Source organism: Streptomyces sp. NPDC048331 (genome assembly GCF_043201215.1).
Classification (GTDB): Bacteria; Actinomycetota; Actinomycetes; order Streptomycetales; family Streptomycetaceae; genus Streptomyces.
Genome location: NZ_JBICYT010000023.1, coordinates 1 through 16,223 on the forward strand (window position 1 = coordinate 1; position 16,223 = coordinate 16,223).

The 16,223-nt window shown below is 71.2% G+C and carries 14 protein-coding genes; 9 read left to right on the forward strand and 5 right to left on the reverse strand.

The features are described from left to right. Positions 1-126: 126 nt before the first annotated feature. Positions 127-1,431 carry an RICIN domain-containing protein gene (locus tag ACGFYY_RS28315; RefSeq protein ID WP_393713594.1) on the reverse strand — a complete coding sequence of 435 codons (1,305 nt, stop codon included), beginning with the start codon at positions 1,429-1,431 and terminating at the stop codon, positions 127-129. A gap of 642 nt (positions 1,432-2,073) precedes the next feature. On the opposite strand from ACGFYY_RS28315, the gene ACGFYY_RS28320 reads away from it, so the two are divergent. From ACGFYY_RS28320 to ACGFYY_RS28330, 3 genes are all read left to right on the forward strand, one after another. Then, positions 2,074-2,793: a family 16 glycosylhydrolase gene (locus ACGFYY_RS28320; protein ID WP_393713596.1), complete on the forward strand. Its 720-nt coding sequence runs from the start codon at positions 2,074-2,076 to the stop codon at positions 2,791-2,793. 12 nt (positions 2,794-2,805) lie between these two features. Beyond that, a complete protein-coding gene (locus ACGFYY_RS28325; protein ID WP_393713598.1) occupies positions 2,806-3,240 on the forward strand; it encodes a hypothetical protein in 435 nt (144 codons plus the stop codon). Positions 3,241-4,666: 1,426 nt separating this feature from the next. Next, complete coding sequence (locus tag ACGFYY_RS28330) at positions 4,667-6,349, forward strand: FAD-dependent oxidoreductase (protein ID WP_393713600.1); 1,683 nt, start codon at positions 4,667-4,669, stop codon at positions 6,347-6,349. Here the strand turns inward: ACGFYY_RS28330 and ACGFYY_RS28335 are convergent. Next, positions 6,330-7,415 carry a polyprenyl synthetase family protein gene (locus ACGFYY_RS28335; protein ID WP_393713602.1) on the reverse strand — a complete coding sequence of 362 codons (1,086 nt, stop codon included), beginning with the start codon at positions 7,413-7,415 and terminating at the stop codon, positions 6,330-6,332. The two genes, ACGFYY_RS28330 and ACGFYY_RS28335, sit on opposite strands and share 20 nt — an antisense overlap. A 685-nt stretch (positions 7,416-8,100) precedes the next feature. On the opposite strand from ACGFYY_RS28335, the gene ACGFYY_RS28340 reads away from it, so the two are divergent. The 4 genes from ACGFYY_RS28340 (at position 8,101) to ACGFYY_RS28355 (ending at position 11,994) form a co-directional block, all read left to right on the forward strand. Further along, entirely contained in the window at positions 8,101-8,670 is a 570-nt protein-coding gene (locus ACGFYY_RS28340; protein ID WP_393713604.1) for an EF-hand domain-containing protein, read from the forward strand. A gap of 365 nt (positions 8,671-9,035) precedes the next feature. Beyond that, positions 9,036-9,452, forward strand: a complete 417-nt coding sequence (locus tag ACGFYY_RS28345; protein ID WP_393713821.1) for a DUF5995 family protein — start codon at positions 9,036-9,038, stop codon at positions 9,450-9,452. An 875-nt stretch (positions 9,453-10,327) separates the two neighbouring features. After that, on the forward strand, positions 10,328-11,170 hold the full coding sequence (locus ACGFYY_RS28350; RefSeq protein ID WP_393713606.1) for a hypothetical protein: 843 nt from the start codon (positions 10,328-10,330) through the stop codon (positions 11,168-11,170). Positions 11,171-11,571: 401 nt separating this feature from the next. Continuing rightward, on the forward strand, positions 11,572-11,994 hold the full coding sequence (locus tag ACGFYY_RS28355; protein WP_393713608.1) for a hypothetical protein: 423 nt from the start codon (positions 11,572-11,574) through the stop codon (positions 11,992-11,994). A 73-nt stretch (positions 11,995-12,067) separates the two neighbouring features. Here ACGFYY_RS28355 and ACGFYY_RS28360 read toward each other — a convergent pair whose 3' ends face one another. The 3 genes from ACGFYY_RS28360 to ACGFYY_RS28370 are packed head-to-tail and all read right to left on the reverse strand — an operon-like array spanning position 12,068 to position 15,212. After that, a complete protein-coding gene (locus ACGFYY_RS28360; protein WP_393713610.1) occupies positions 12,068-12,478 on the reverse strand; it encodes an STAS domain-containing protein in 411 nt (136 codons plus the stop codon). After that, positions 12,475-13,566, reverse strand: a complete 1,092-nt coding sequence (locus ACGFYY_RS28365; protein WP_393713612.1) for a B12-binding domain-containing protein — start codon at positions 13,564-13,566, stop codon at positions 12,475-12,477. Before ACGFYY_RS28365 ends, ACGFYY_RS28360 begins: the two co-directional genes overlap by 4 nt. Then, positions 13,563-15,212, reverse strand: coding sequence for a PP2C family protein-serine/threonine phosphatase (locus tag ACGFYY_RS28370; RefSeq protein WP_365274546.1), 1,650 nt, complete (start codon positions 15,210-15,212; stop codon positions 13,563-13,565). Before ACGFYY_RS28370 ends, ACGFYY_RS28365 begins: the two co-directional genes overlap by 4 nt. Before the next feature lie 236 nt (positions 15,213-15,448). Here ACGFYY_RS28370 and ACGFYY_RS28375 point away from each other — a divergent pair, with 236 nt between their 5' ends. Continuing rightward, positions 15,449-15,796 (forward strand): STAS domain-containing protein, encoded by a 348-nt coding sequence (locus ACGFYY_RS28375; protein WP_365274549.1) that lies wholly within the window; start codon positions 15,449-15,451, stop codon positions 15,794-15,796. Further along, positions 15,793-16,221: an ATP-binding protein gene (locus tag ACGFYY_RS28380; RefSeq protein ID WP_393713615.1), complete on the forward strand. Its 429-nt coding sequence runs from the start codon at positions 15,793-15,795 to the stop codon at positions 16,219-16,221. The genes ACGFYY_RS28375 and ACGFYY_RS28380 overlap by 4 nt, the downstream gene beginning before the upstream one ends. Positions 16,222-16,223: the final 2 nt, after the last annotated feature.

Below are 16,223 nucleotides of genomic sequence, written 5' to 3' on the forward strand. Positions count from 1 at the left end.
AGGTAGCGGCCCGTCAGCAGGCCCTGCGCGAGCGGCGAATAGGCGACCAGGCCCGTGCCGATGGCGGCGGCCGCCTCCAGCAGGCCGCCCTCGGGTCCGCGGTCGAGGATCGAGTAGCGGGACGCGTCACGGTGAGGGCCGGGCCGATGCCATACGGAAGACAGCGGCGGTTCCACCGGTCGCCGTTTGAATGGGCAGACCGGCTTTGGAGGCGTTGCCGGGTACCTGCACCCGCTGTCCGGTGCTGCGATTGAGTAGTTGGTACTCGTACGGCGCGGAGTCCGAGGACCTCATCGCCCATTGCTGACGCGGAGCCCTGGCGCAGGCTTCGAGCCGTACGGTGGTCTGGGTGGCCTGCAGGCTCTTGGCCGGCGCGGCCAGGCACTTCCCACTGGCGGCATGCTGAAGTGTCAGGAACCCTTCGTCGTCGATGGCACGCCTCCAAACCGATGCGCTGTCATCGCATTTCTGATGGACGGCCGTCTGGTCTGTGCTCATGCCCAGGCACTCGCCCGTGCGCGTGCCGATCAAGTGGATGTCTACTGCGGGTGCCGGGTTGTCGGTGATCAGGTAGGGGCTGTTGGCCACGTTCTCGTTCGGGCGCTGTGCGAGGGCACTGCCGGGTTTGGGGCGGGGGGAGAAATAGGTGAACTCGTCCTTGGTGCAGTCGAGGACGGCGATGGCCAGGATGTCGTCGCAGCGCGGGGTCGTGTCCTGGGTGCGGCACATGGGATCGCGGCCTTGATCCAGCCGTTTGTCACAGTGACTGACCCCGAACAGGTGGGTCATCTCGTGTGACATGGCCAACTCGCCGGCGCAGGGCCAGTTGACCGCGGCGGTCCCCGTGTGCAGGTCTGCCCTGGAGGCCGGCTTGGGTTCCGAGGCGACACCGCAGAGTCTGACGTCCGTGTCGAAGAAGTACAGGATTCGGGTCCTGTCGAAGCGATCTCGTTCCGGTCCCTCCAGCTCTGCACCCTTCTGCGCGATGACGGCGTCGGCGGCCTTGTGGCTCTCCGCGAAGTTGGGCGCCGATGCCGGCAGGCCGGGCAGGCTCAGCGTCATGACCTCGGCCTGGCAGGAGGCGTCCTGTAGGAAACGAGGGCGTCGGCTGTCCTTCTGACCGAAGCGCCGCGCGCTCGCTTCGAATATCTGGTCGATGTTCCACAGGACCTGTCGGATGTGCCGTACGGCTTCCGGCCGGGCCGGCCTCTCGGCCTTGTGGACGTAGACGGCCTGGTACCACCCCTTGTCCGGGCTGTCCTGGCTGTCGCAGGCGACGGGCAGGACGAGCGGCTGTTCCTGTGCCGCGCGGGTACTGGTCTCCTCGGCCGCCCATCCGGGCAAGCCGGCAGCGGACCAGCTCACCGCGGCAGCGGCGGCAAGCGCCAGAGCGATGAGTCGTTTCTTACGTGCGTGAGGACGGTGCGTCATGGCCTGCGCTCCTTGATTCTGGAGCGGCGAGACAGCAGCACACCGGGCCGTCGTGGAGGTCAAGTCGCATACTCTACGCGGCGGACGGCGGCGAGAAGTCAATCCTGTAGGGCAAGAATTATCATTTTGTGAGCAGGTTTGAGGCGAGGGTGGTCTAAACCTGTTTTCCTGGTCGGCATTCACCGAACGCGGAACCGAGTCGGGTAGCGCCAGGCCGTTGTGGAGATCGACCCAGGCCGGCAATCACTCGTTCCTCCCTCACCGCCAAGGGTCGCCACCGGCCATCAGTGCCGACCGGCAGCCCGAGTCGGCGAACGCTCACCCGGACCGCCGGCCCGACCCACCGCGCCTGACCCGTGCGGTGGCGCAGGCATCTGCACCGCTGCGACCTCATTCAGATGGACAACCTTGGCGGCGCGCATGCAGCGAGGACATCTCCCCTCCCGGAAATACCGGCCACCACCCTGACCGGCCGGCCTCGACAACAACAAGCCGCCCTTGAGGCGGAACCGGACGACCCCCGTTTCCCGTCGGGGTTGACAAGCCGTTCTTCGAACGACCGCACCAAGAGGGGAGCTGTCACGCCGCGGACGACAACCGCGCCTGACGCTTCCCCACTCCCCAGAACCATGGAGACCGCTCATGAGTTCTCATGCACGCAAGCGGCGAGTCAAACGACTCGTCGCACCGCTGGCAGCGCTCGCCGTACTGCCGACCCTCCACGCCACGGCCCAGGCCGGGCAGAAGCCCCCCAACCCGCCGACCGGCGATCAGACAACGTTGTCACCGCCTTCCGCCGTAAGCGCATCGACCCCGACGACGGCTCGGCCGCGAGGCGTCACAGATCCGGGCAAGCTGGTCTTCAGTGACGAGTTCGACGGCAAGCTGCTCAACGAAGCCAAGTGGAACGCCAGGGATCAGGAACGCACCCAAACCAAACGCAAAGACGGCCTTCGCTGGTGGTACAAGCCGGAAAACGTCTCCGTCGCTGACGGAAAGCTGGCCCTGGGCATCAGCTGGCTGGGAGACAACGAATACGCCGGTGCCCGCGTCGACAGCTGGAGGAAGTTCGAGTTCACCTACGGAACCGTGGAGTTCCGCATGCACATACCCCCGACGGAGGGGCACCTGGCCGCCGCTTGGATGCAGAGCGGGGCCAAGGAATCCCGGACCGGGACCGGCGCCGATGGCACCGAGATCGACCTCATCGAAACGCCCTACCAGACGGACCGGTTCGCCACCTCCATCCACTACGACGGCTACGGCGCCGACCACAAGACGGCCTCCACCCGAACCACCAGAACCGGCCTGCGCGTCGGGTACCAAACCCTTGCCCTTCCCCTTGGCGCGCCAACCCACTGACAGGACCACTTCATGGTGCACAGCCCTTCCCGCGTACCCATCGTCGTCACGGCCGCGCTCCTCACGGCGGCAGCTCTCACCGCGGCGCTCGTTCACGGCGCCACTGCGCGACACGAAACCCGCGATGTCCACTACGCAACCTACGCAGACGCGGTCCGTGCAGGTGAACAGACCCGCGGCTGGCTACCTGCCTGGGTACCGCAGGATGCCACCGACTTGCGTCTGTTCTACCGCGTCGACTCCGGTTTCACAGCCGTGGGCTTCACGCTCGCCGTCGACGCGATTCCACCAGGGTGCGTCCGCACCACCGAGCCGGCCGCAGGCCCTCAGCACAGGTTGCCCCAGTGGTGGCAGACAGGCCGAAGCGACGCCGACTGGTACAGCTGCCTCGGAATGTTCCTGTCCGTCAGAGACCAGGTGGCCCAGTCCTGGCAGGAAGGAGCCTGACGAAGCCCACTGGTGTGCCAGTTCAGGCGGCCCAGGTGCACTTCCCCAGGCCTCGACATCCGACTCGGCCACTCGGCGGCTGCCGCCGGCGGAGCGACCCCTGCGAGCGAGCAGCGGAGCGCAGTTCAACTCGCCTCCAGAGAGCCGGTTCTGAATGCGCGTCGAATGTGCCGGACCGCGTTCGATACACCGGACGGCGATCTCACCAATCGCCCATGGCTCACCCCGGAAGAACCACACTCCAGGTGAAAGGAGGCGAGAAGAGATCCCTTTCGAAATCAATCAGCCCGGGAGTCCATCCCCGGAAACTTCGGCGGCCCGCCTTTGCCACCAATGGTTCGACTGGAGGTGATTTCGTGTTCTCAGCTCGGCGATCGGGGCACCGTGAAGCGCGTGGACGGTCGGTTCGCACCGTTCGCTGGCGGCGGAGACGCGATCTTCTCCTCGGCAACGGCTGGTCCCTCCAGCAAGGCGGTGAAGCGATCGGCAGGATCACTCAGCAAGGAAGAGCCGACCAGGACTTCGCGCTGGTGATGTACGACGATCCCAGGACACAAGCCCCGAGCGTGGTGAACCTGGACCGCTACCAGACGCAGCAGATCACCGGTGCCGCCGAAGCGGTGGTCGGCATGGCCGTCAAGCGCATGGGCGCAACACGGCAGTGCGGCCGGCCGGGCGGCGCCTGCTCGGGACCAGACCGGCCGGGCACTGCCCGTCAGCCGGGCGGGGCGCTGGAGAGTGGGGCGTGGGTCAAGGGCCACACCGGCGGGGGCCGCGGAGCTCAGGCGCGATTCCGGACCCGGTGATGGTGGTTCGCCGTGCCGACCCGAATGGAGGTGTGGGTGCCGGAAGGGGCCGACGCGGCCCGGGGGGGGGGGGGGGGGGGGGGGGGGGGGGGGGGGCGGGGGGGGGCGGCGGCGGGGGGGCCCGCGCCCCCCCCCCCCCGCGGCGGCGGCCGCCGCCCCGCCCCCCCCCCCCCCCCCCCCCCCCCCCCCCCCCCCCCCCCGCCACTGCCCCGGCCGGGGCCCGGAGCCCTGCCGCGGCCGGGGCCCGGCCCGCCGACCACGCCCACACCCTCCGCGCCGGCCTGCAGTGCGAGGTCTGGACGTCGGCGACGGCGTCCACGTCGCCGCCCTCATCCACACTCGCCCTGCCCCGACTCGGCGCTCGGTCGCGTCCAGGGAGGCAGCAGCCTCCGCACCAGCACCTCGTCCTCCTCGTGCCCCGCCCAGGCAGACCCGGCACGTCTGGCCGATCGGACGTGTGTGATCTTGTAGCTGGTGTGGCAACGCGGCGTGCCGCGATGTTTTGAGGGGCCGGAGGGAGCGGCGGGATGCGGGTGCTGGACGGGGAGGGACACTGTGTCTGGGGCCCCGGGGCGGGTGGAGGGGCCACGCCGGGAGTCGTCCGGACGGGTGGGCGTCGGGTGCTGGTCATCGGCGGCGGTCCGGCGGGCCTGACCGCGGCCATGGAGCTGGCCGAGCGGGGTTTCGCGGTGACGGTGGTCGAGGCCCGAGCCCTGGAAGGGAAGGCCCGCAGCATCCCCGTCCTCGGCACCGGTCAGGACGGGCGGTCGGACCTTCCCGGTGAGCACGGCTTCCGCTTCTTCCCGGGGTTCTACCGGAACGTCACCGAGACGATGGCCCGGATTCCGGCCCCCGCCAGGGGGGCGTGCCGCACCGGCAGCGTGGCGGACCGCCTGGTGGCGACGACGGAAGTCCTGTTCGCCCGGGACCAGGGGCGCGACGGGGTCGTCGTCGACATCGCGGGCGGCCCGGCACACCGGGACCCGGAGGCCGCCCTGCGGGCCGTGGGCGGGCTGCTCGCCCGGACCCCGGGGCTTTCCGCCGCCGAGAGCGTGTACTTCGCGGGCCGATTGCTCGTCTTCGCGACGTCCGGCCGGGCCCGGCACGACGGGGAGTGGGAGAACACCTCGTGGTGGGACTTCACCGCGGGCGCCGGGGCCTCCGAGGAGTACCGGCGGATGTGCGTGATCGGCCCGACGCGGACCCTGGTGGCGGCGAAGGCGGAACGCGCGGGAGTGCCGTCGATCGGCCGTACGCAAGTCGAGTTCTGGTCGGGGCTGCTCGGCGCGAGTGGGTACGCGGAGGCGGACCGGGTCCTGGACGCGCCCACGACCGAGGCCTGGATCGGGCCGTGGGCGAGCCACCTCGTCCGGCTCGGGGTCCGTTTCCTGATCGGCCACCTTGTCATCAGGTTGCGGACGGCGGGCGGCAGGGTCCGGGCCGCCGTGCGGCTCCCCTCCGGGGCGGTGCACGAGATCGAATCCGACTGGTTCGTCTGCGCGGTCCCTGCCGAGGCCGCCGTGCGGACCCTCGGCCCCGAAGTGTGCGACCTCGACGAGAGCCTGACGGACATCGACCGGCTGGAAACGGACTGGATGACGGGCATCCAGTTCTTCCTGCGCGAGCCGACGCCGCTCGCGCACGGCCACGTCGTCCATGTCGACTCCCCGTGGGCGCTCACCTCCATCGCCCAGGCGCAGTTCTGGTCGCGGACCGACCTGCCCCGCCGCTACGGTGACGGAACGGTGCGGGACTGCCTGTCGGTGGACGTGTCGGCCTGGGACGTGCCCGGTCCCCTGACGGGGCGGCCGGCACGTGCCTGCACGCGCGCCGAGTTCATCGAGGAGGTGTGGCACCAGCTGGACTCGTCCCTGCGGCGTGGCGGGCACAGGCTGCTCTCGCGCGACCTGGTCCACTCGTGCTACACCGATCCGGCGATCCGGTGGCCAACCGAACCCGGCGGCCTCGCCCACAACCGGGAGCCGCTCCTGATCAGCACACCCGGCTCGCGGCAGTGGCGACCCCGGCCGGCCGGCCAGGTCCCCAATCTGTTCCAGGCCGGCGACCACGTGGACGTGGACCTCAACCTGGCGACGATGGAAGCCGCCGACCAGAGTGCCAAGGCGGCTGTCAACGCCCTCCTGGAGGCCACCGGTTCACGAGCCGGCAGGTGCCTGGTCCGCGGTTGGGCCCCCGCGTCCGAACTGGACCGGCTCCGGGTCCTGGACGACGAGTTGTACGCGGCGGGGCTGCCGAACGTCTTCGACCGGCCCGCGCCCTGGATCAGCGGGCCCGCGCGGTGACGAACCCGGCGAGGGCCCGCAGCTCCGCCCGCCCCCGGGTTTCCCGCTCGGACGGGGGTGGGCCGAGCCCGTCGAGGGCGGCCAGCGCGGCACGACCGTGCTCGTCCGCCGCCGCCCGGGAGCGATCGCGGGCACCACTGCGGTCCATCAGGTGCCGGGCAGCGCGCGTCCGCTGCGGCGTCCACGGCCCGGGGCGAGCGAACAGCGCGTGCAAAGAGGCGGACACCGCTTCATCGGCCCCCTCGCGACCGCCGGCCAGCGCCACCACGACCGGATGGGACTTCTTGCGGGCCGCCAGATCGGATCCGGCTGGTTTGCCCGTGACGGCGGGATCCCCCCAGACGCCGAGGAGGTCGTCGACGATCTGGAAGGAAACGCCGAGGTGCTCGCCGAACAGGGCGAGGCGGTCGGCCTCGGCAGGCGCGGCCCCCACCGCGCAGGCACACGAGAACAGCGAACCGGTCTTGTCGGCGTGCACTCGGAGCGTCGCCGAGACCTCGGGGCGCGGTTCCCTCTCCAGGGCCAGGTCCAGGGCCTGCCCCTGGGAAAGGCGCACCACGGCGTGACCCAACAGGCCCGCCACGCGAGCCGGGGCCCGCAACGCCTCGGCGCTCCGGGGTCGGACACCGCGGGACGGTACGGTGTCGAAGACCAGGGCCAGAGCGCGAGGGGTGAAGGCGCGCACGGCCCTCTCCACGGCCTCGGCCCCGAACACCCGCCATGCCGCCGGCCGACCCCGCCTCATCGCGTCGCCGTCCATCACGTCGTCATGGAGCAGGGAGAGTACGTGGAGGAGTTCCACCGCGCAGGCGGCGGCGGTCACGAGACGATCGCCGTCCGTCCGGCCGGTGGCCCTGGCGGAGGCGATGGCGAGGGCGGCCCGGATCGACTTGCCCCGGCCAGGAGCGTCACGCGGCGCCGGCCGGCCGTCGTGGTCCCATAGCCCCCACTGGTAGCCGACCACCCGCGCCGCCTCCCCGCCGACCCGAACCAGGAGGTCCTCCACCACTCGATCCGTACGCCGCGCGGCCTCCTGCAACAGTCCGCCCACCACAATCCCCGTCAAACACCCACCGCCAACGTCGCCTTCGTCCGGACGTACCACGGTGGGAGCCTACGGGCCATCGCTGGGGCGTGAGTCGACGAGCAGCGAAGTCGCGCCGCCGTGCGGTCCCCGCGTGGGGGCAACTGTTCACGATCGGGAGGCGGTGGCCCTGAGGAGGCCGTCATCGCTCCTTCGGTCGCTTCGTCCCTGGCCAGCCGTCGGCTCGGACGACCCGGCCCGTGGGGCGTCCATACAACGGGGCGGTCGGTCAGGTCCGGATAGCCGGAACGTGTATGCGCGGGGCGGCACTGTGTGCCTGGGCCGTCGCCCTCCTGGCCGCGCCATCACCGGGCCGCCCACCGGCCGACGCACCCCCTGCGCCCGGTCGGCGCCGCACAAGGGCCCTCGCCCGAGCACGATCCGCAGAACCCGTGCGTCGTACTGCGCGTACGCCTCCAGACCTCTTCCTTCCGCTTTCGTGGCGAACCCGGCGGGGCGCCAGACCACAGCCGAGCGGCCGCGACGGTTCGGTGCGCGTGCAGCCCGTCCACCGAACGGCATCGGCTCCGTGCCCCTCTCGTGGCAGCCGGCCGCTCCTCGGGCCGGGTGACCGGAAATGGCGGTGTCCGCCCTCTCAGGTCCCTCGTTGTGCCGGTGACGGTTCTCGACCGGGATCCGTACGCTCCCACCCCTCCGGAGGAAGCACATGTCCCACGACCTGCTGCTCGCGAAGATCGCCTACGGTTTCGACCAACTCGACGCCGACGGGGACGGCCGGCTCACCGAGGAGGACCACCTCCTCATGGGGCGTGCGTCGGCACGGGCCCTGGGTCACGCGGAGGATTCGCCCGAGGAAGAACGGCTCATCGCCGCGTACGTCGCGATCTGGCGGGACCTGCACCTGCCCGCGCTCCCTGCAGGGACGTCGGCCATCAGCCGCGCCGACTTCATCACCTCCACCGCGGCCCTGGCCGATGATCCGGCCGCGGCCCGGGCCACGGTCGGAGCTCTCGCCGAGGCGTTCCTGGCCCTCGCGGACACCGACGGCGACGGGCGCGTCGACCCCGACGAGTTCTTCACCTTCCAGCGCGGACACTTCCCCGGCCTCGACCGCGCGGCGTCCGACCTGGCCTTCGGCCACCTCGACCGGGACGGCGACGGTGTGCTATCCGCCGAAGAGTTCATCACGGCGACGATCGAGTACTGGAGCAGCCGCGACCCCGGGGCGCCCGGAAACTGGTGGGCGGGCAACCCCGCCCTGACCGAACCGGTCTGACGTGCGGATCAAGGTCGAGGACATCGACTGTCAGCCTCGTACGGCGCCGGGGGCACCGGCTGCACTCGAACTGCTCAGCAGTCGGCTGCGCGCCGTCGATGACCACCGTGCAGTCTTCATCGACGTCTACGCGATCATCACCCGCAGGTCGTCCACGCCATGCGCGCCGAGGACCGCACAGGTTTCCTGGACCCGCAGTGGCTCTCCGAACTGACCGGCCTGTTCACCGAAGAAGCACTGATCGCCACCCGTAGCTCACTTCTCGCCGAACCGGTGACCAGCTCCTCCTGGCGCCTCGCCACCCATCACGCGGCGAACAGGCTGACCGGCCATGGCAGAGCGCGATCCTGGCCATCAACGCACACATCAACTACGACCTGGGCCTGGTCGTTCACAACTACCTGGAGGCACACCGCGAGCGGATCGACGCCGCCCAGCTGCGCCGGTACCACTACGACTACCTCCGAGTGAACCGGATCCTGAAGCATTCGATGCTGGAGTGTGCGGACGTCCTGATCGACCGCTACCGATGCCCGGCCACCATCACCGCCCGATACCTGCCGCTGGGCCGCCGGATCGGCACGCAGGCAGTCATGCTCATGCCGGTGTCCTGGCGCCACCAGGTCTGGCGGGACGTCCTCACGCTGTGGAACGCCCCCGATGAGCGCACCCGTGTCCACACCCTGCGGCGCATGGACAGGCGGGCCGAACGGATCGCGCAGACCTTCGCCACGGGCCCCTCGCTCGTCCAGTCCCTCCGCAGGGTCGGGACAACCCTCTGACGCGTCATCGACTGACACCCCCGGAGAGGTCACCGGCACGACCACTGCCAGCCGATGATCAATTTCCCGACACGCCTTTGGTTCACCTGCGAGGCATACGACCTGGCCGTCATTGAAGGGGATCCCGAAACCCCCTTCAGCATCGGCGGTCGTATGCACGTCATGCTGGGCACGCCGACACCATGGGCACCTGCACGCTGCCCGACAATGCCTCAGCCCCCGCAGCAGCAGCCCATGACATGGCGCTCTCATGGCGGCCCGCACTCCGGCGGGTTCCAGGACCTCTGGACGTGGCCGACCCATTCCTCGCCGAGGCTGCGCGGCTGCAGCGTCCGGTCAGTGATCCAGTGCAAACCGTCATGAACAGGGCTCCGACTCCAGCGGCGGGGGGTGACACAACCATGACGCAATCCATGACTCCGCGTGACGGCCGCCAGTCGCGGGAAGCGTCACCTCCGATGCACGGGTACACGGGGTTCCGGGGTCCACGACCAGCACTCGCCGTTCCGGTGCTGGTTCGGTGCTGACTGCCCGCACTCATGAGAACGGAAAGCACAGGTCATAGCGCAGATCAGGTGAGTGGTCGTACCACTCGACGGTGGTCCCGACGAGACTGGCGGCGACGACGCGCTTGATGGAGCCGGGACTGGGGGACGGTGCGGCGGAGGCGACCATGGGTACCACTTCCGGACGGGGGCAGGGACGTTCCGTGTCGCCACACCATAGGAACACCCAGGTCAGCCGTGTATGTGGCGAGCCACCACAGTTGGCCGGGCCGATATGCCCGCAACGACCACACCGCCCCGGGCCGCCCCGCACCAGGCCACGCTGCCCGCCCCCTTACCCGTTCCGCCGCCGGTGCCTATATTCGTCCCATGGCCACTCGTGACCCGGACCCGCCGGCGGGAGTTGTGTCGCGGACAGCAGCTGGTGCGCGGCTGGTGTTCGTACCAAGTCGCCTGCGCGAGTTGGGTGTCGCGGTGGGCTCGAGCGTCCTGGTCCCCTTGTGGATCGCGGCCCCCCTCCTCCTGGCGTTCCTGGTCGTGGCCCTGCTCACGGAGTCCGCGGTCGCCTGGGCCCTCTTATGGATCGTCCTCGGGCTGACGGTCCTGGCCGTGGTCGGGCTCATGGTGGGCTTGATGTGGGTGGTGCCGACCACGATGGTCCGGTGGATCGAGTTCCGCCCGTACGAGAACGCGACGCACCTCGTGATCGCGCGTTTCCTGCGGTCGTCGACCGTCGCCGCGGCCGATCTGGAGCGCATCGTCGTCGTCGAGCGGTTCAGACTGGGGCAACGCAAATCGATCAAAGTCCTGCTTCACACGGGACGCGGAGGGGAGATCGCCTGCGAGCCGGCGTTCCGCGCACCGGTGTGCCTGGCCGGCACAGAGGACCTGCTCGCCTGGCTGACCGGCCGACTCGGCTCGGCACGGACGGCGGTCGAGTACAAGAAGGAGATCGACCAGAACTTCTCCTGCCCGGAGGAGTGGTGGACACCGTCGGCGCTTGCCGCCCTGTGGCAGGTGCCCGTCAGCGCGGTGGACGAGCTGGCCGACCGCCACGGCATCCGCACCCACCGGTACACGCCACGGGGTGCCGCGAGGGACACGGTGACGGTCTACCACCCGGGACGGGCGCACGAAGTCGCCGAGCAGCTCCGCGGGGAGCGCGCCGTCCGCCCGGAGGCCGGCGGCACGGACGCCGCTCCCGGCGCGTGAGCAGGCGTAGTGCTCACGTGATGTCGGTAAGTGGCCAGAGGTTCGGCCCCGCGCGCCGGACCGCCGCCCGTAGGTGAACCATGGCCAGGGCGGCGCTCATGTAGGTCTTGGCCGCGGTGTGGTGGACGTGGTCCTTTCCGTTCCTTCCGTTCCTTCCGCCCAGGCCGGCTCCCGGACCGATCTCGGCCAATCCGTGTCCGTCCGTCGGTGTGCCCCGCAGGGGACAGCGACCGGGGCCACGGCCCTTTGCCCCCGTGGTCGGCGTGGAGCGCCCACCACTTCTACGGAGCGACCGAAACGAGACGCCTCCCCTTTCGCCGCGGAACAGAACCGGCATGTGGACCGATATGTTCTCGCCCGCCACGTCTCCACGGACCGACGAACAAGGAATGAGAGCACGGATGAAGACGACGATCCAGTCGGCGCTGGGCACCACACTGCTGCTCCTGGTCGCCATGACGGCCACCACCGGCTCTGCCGCAGCCCAAGCGGCGGAGGCCGGCGCACCGGCCGCGGAGCGGACTCCGGTGACAGGGCGGTGGACCGAGTCCGTCGACAGGAACCGTCCGGGAATCACCTTCTACACCGAGAAGCTGACCTTCACCGCGGACGGCCGTTTCGAGCAGATCAGCAACGTGATCTGCAACCTGGACGACTGCCCCGCGTTCAAGATCGGCGTCAACACGGGCACCTACCGTACGACGGGGCGGACCATCCACCTCGACGGCAACCTCTCGGACCTCCACGGCACCGTCCGGAGCAGCAACACCCTCGTCCTCGACCAGCACGTTCTCCACCGCACGGCCGCCGACACCGTGGAATAGCCGCAACCCGGCCGCCGGGCGGCGGACCTCGACGGCGGTCGCGCACACCGCCGGCCCCCACGAACGGGCGGCGTCAGGCGCTGGGGTCCGGGGACGCGGAGTGGGTGCGCGTGGGGTCCTCGCCGGGGGCGGTCCGGGGGGTGCGGGATCCGGGGTGGGCCGTGAAGTGGGCGAGCGTGCCGGTCTGTTCCAGCAGCCTTTCCAGCTGCGGGGGGCGCCCGTCGAGGTGCAGGACCGCGCCGGCCTCGTCGGTGCGGCGGCGGACCATCAGCAGGGCCGACAGGCCGCTCGGGTCGACGGTGGTCAGGCCGGCGCAGTCCAACCGCACCGTGCGCGGCCGACGGTGTCCGGTCAGGGCGCGGCCGACGGTCTCGACGAAGAGGTCGGCGTGCCGGTGGTCGAGATCGCCCCGCAGTTCCACGAGGAGGGTGTCGTCGGCGTGCCGGGACGACAGGCGGAGCGGGGCGGCGGGAGAGTTCGTCATTCGGCGGTCCGAGCGGTGTTCTGGCGGGCGAGGCGGGCGGCGCCGGCGCTGAGCACGGCGCCGGCTCTGGGAAAGTCCCCGAGCCGGCGGCGCAGCAGCGTCAGGGCGGGCAGCAGGGAGGCGGCCGGGACGCGGCGGGCGTTCAGGACGTCCGCGGTCCAGAGCAGGAAACCGCAGAACAGTTCCTCGTCGCCGGTGTACAGGGCGGCGGCGAGGAACTCCACGATATGGGAGAGGTCTTCGGCGGTGCGTTCACGCTGTACGTCCGTGTAGTCGCGCAGGGCCGGGTAGGCGTCCTCCAGCTCGGCGAGGACCTCGCGGACCAGGCGGGGCCGGCTACGGGCGACGAGGGTGTACTCCTGGTCCTTCAGGTGCGGGAGGTCGTCGATCATCTGGTGGCCGGGTCGGGGCTGCGGCAGGGGCCCACGGGCCAGGTCGTCCGCGGCGGTGCGGGCGTCGGGCGCCCACGCGTCCGCGCCCAGCAGACGCGCGTAGCGGCCGCCGGGGCCGAACGCGGCCCCGCCGACGATGACGGGGGTTCCGACGGCCTGGCAGGCGGTGATCGTGGCGTGGGCGGTGGGCAGGCGGGTGGGGAGGGAGCCGGAGAGGGCCACCGCGTCGGGCCCGGTGCGGTGCAGGTGGGTCAGCAGGTGCGGGGTGGGCACCTGGGCGCCGAGGTAGTCGACGCGCCACCCGCGCATCCGCAGCACCTCGGCGAGCAGCCGCGCGGGCAGGGCGTGCCATTCGCCGTCCACGCAGGCCACCGTGATGCGGCCCCCGTGGGACTCCGCCCGTGCCGCGGGGTGCAGGGCCAGCGCCGCCACGGCCCGGTCGTTGATGGCGGTCGCGGCGTGTTCCTGGGCGACGGTGATGCGGTTCGCCGCCCATTCCTCGCCCACCCGCCCCTGTACGGGACCGATCACGTCCAGCAGCAGCGCCTCGGGGTCCAGGCCGTCGTCGAGCGCTTCGAGGACGGCCCGGACCGCGGCGGGTTCGTCGAGGGCCATGACGGCGTCCCATACCCGCTCGGCCAGGGCCTCCGCGCGGGTGGTGGGGGTGGTGGGGGCCGTGGCGTGCTGTGGAGTCATGCGGTGAACCTGCCCCGGGTGTGCCCGTCCACCGCGCTGAGGTGGTTGGTCCGCGGTGCGGAGATCACCACGATCGCCATGTCGTCGTGCCGACCGCCGCCCACCCACTGGGCGGCGATCATCTGTACGTGTTCCACCACGGCCTCGGCCGGTATGGCGGCGCACTCCGACAGGGCCCGGTGCAACCGGTCCTCGCCGAACATCACGTCGCCCAGCGGTCCGCCGCGCGCCTCGCTGATCCCGTCGGTGTAGAGGACGCAGGCGTCGCCGGGTGCCAGGGTCATGGACACCGTCTCGGTGGAGATGTCCGGCAGCACGCCCACCAGGGTGCCCTTCGTGGGGGCCGGCTCGATCCGTCCGTCGGAGCGCAGGACGAGGGGGGCGGGGTGGCCGGCGCTGGTCAGCCGCAGCCGTACGTTGTTGCCGTCGCGTGCCGCGGAGGCCAGCACCATCGTCGCGAACCGGGTGCTCTCGGAGTTCAGCAGTGCGGAGTTCAGCAGGCTGAGCATCCGCTGGTGGTCGTCCGCCATGGGCAGCAGCGCGTGCAGGGTGTTGCGGATCTTCCCGGTCATGACGGCGGCCTCGAGCCCTTTGCCGCAGACGTCGCCGAACACCACCAGCGACGCATCGCCCTCGGCGGTGGCGGGGTGGACGTCGTAGAAGTCGCCGCCGACCCGTTCGTGGTCCTTCGCCGGGCGGTAGCCGCCCGCGTACTCCACTCCGGCGACCTGGTGCAGGACGGGCGGCAGCAGCTCCCGCATCAGGGTGTCGGTGATCGAGGCCTGGTCGGCGTAGAGGCGGGCCGCCGACATGGCCGCACCCGCGCGGGCGGCGAACAGCCGGGCGAAGACCTCCTCGTTCTCGGTGAACGCGGGGGCGCCGGTGCCGCGCAGGAGCACCAAGGCGCCGGCGGGCACCCCGTGGCCGGGCAGCGGTGTCACGACGATCGACCCCACACCGTCCAGCTCGTCCGGAACCAGCCAGGCCGGCGCGGCGCCGGGGTCGATCCACCGGGACGGGACGGGCGGGAACCCCTGGAGTGCCTCCGCCAGCCCCGGTACCGCGCCGGGGTCGACGCCCAGGAACGCCACCGCCGGTGCGCCGCCGCGGACGCAGGTCACCACCGGCAGCTCGGAGCCGCGTGCGGGGGCGATCACCAAGGCCGCGTCCGCGAGGTGCTCCGCGGCCAGCTGCGCCGTGACGTCCATGCAGCGGTCGAGGTTCAGCGAGGACAGCAGCAGGTTGGACGAGCGGACCAGGAACGCCGTGCGCTCCCGCTCCGTCCGCAGCGCCTCGCGGGCGAGTTGGTGGCCGGTGTCGTCGACCAGCCACCACACGACCGTGCCGTCGTCGCGGGCCGTGGAGTGTGCCGCGAAGGACCCCTCACCCACCGGTCCCCGCACGGCCCGGTCCGCCCCGTCGGCCGAGCCCCGCGCCGTGGGCACGGTGTCGGCCACCTGCCGTGCGTGGGCCGATGCCAACCACCCGGGCACCGCGTCGGCCAGGTTCGCACCCGGTCGGGCCTGGGGGAAGACCAGGAGGGCCGCCTCGTTGACGAACACCAGCCGTGCCTGGGGATCGGCCGCGAGCACGGGGTAGGGGGCCTCGCTCCACCGGAGGTCCGCTGCCGGTGAACCGGATGTCATCTGCGGGGAAGGAACCACACATCGAAGGCCCGCTGTGCGAACCCCTCACCTCTTCGTCAAGACGGAAAAAACATCATTGCCCTGCGGCAACCATCCTCCATGCACCGCGTCCGCCGCAACCGGGCCCTCGTGCGACAGGGTGACGAGCCGTCACCCACGCGGGTGGCGGGGGAGGTCCCGTACGCTCGGGAGGTACTCCGTGGCCGCCGCGGCCCCGGGTGTAGGAGGATGTCGGGGTGATCGGAGAAGAAGCGGTCGTCACGACGACCATCGACCGAGGCATAGCACTCGTCAGCCTGCGCGGTGAGATCGACGAGGACCACGCGCCCACCCTGGCCCGGGCGCTCGCGGCGACGGCGGCGAGCGGCCTCGGGCGCACGGTGGTGGACCTCTCCCGCATGCGATTCGCGGACTCCTCCGTCCTGCACGCCCTGTTCGACGCCCAGCGGGCCCACCGTGCCGCGGGAGTGGCCCTGGTTCTCGCCGGGCCCCTGCAGGCGGCGGTGCGGCGGCTGTTCGAGGTCACCGGGGCCGCCCCCGCCTTCCGTATGGCGGACTGTCTGGAGACAGCGATGACGTCATGAGTACCTCATCCTCATCCTCATCCTCATCCGCCTCCGACGGCTTCCGGAGCCCGGGCGAGCAGCGGCCGGGCCGCCCGCCCGCGTCAGCGGCCGCGGCTCGCGCGCGGGTCTGCGAGGTGTTGCGGCTGGCCGGCGTGGGTCTCGACAGCGTCATCGCGGCGGACGCCCTGTTGGTCACCTCGGAACTCGTCACCAACGCGATCCGCCACGGCGGCGGCGTCACCGCCTTCCGGGCCGACGTCACCGATGACGTCCTGCTGCTGTCCATCGGCGACGCGGACCCCCGGCTGCCCGCCCCGCGGACGGGTACGGTCGAGCGCCCGGGCGGTTACGGCTGGCCGCTCGTCCAGCGCCTCGCCGAGCGTGTGGACTGCCGTACGCATCCCGACGGCAAGACGATCAGTACCGTTCTGCGCCTGGCCTGAGG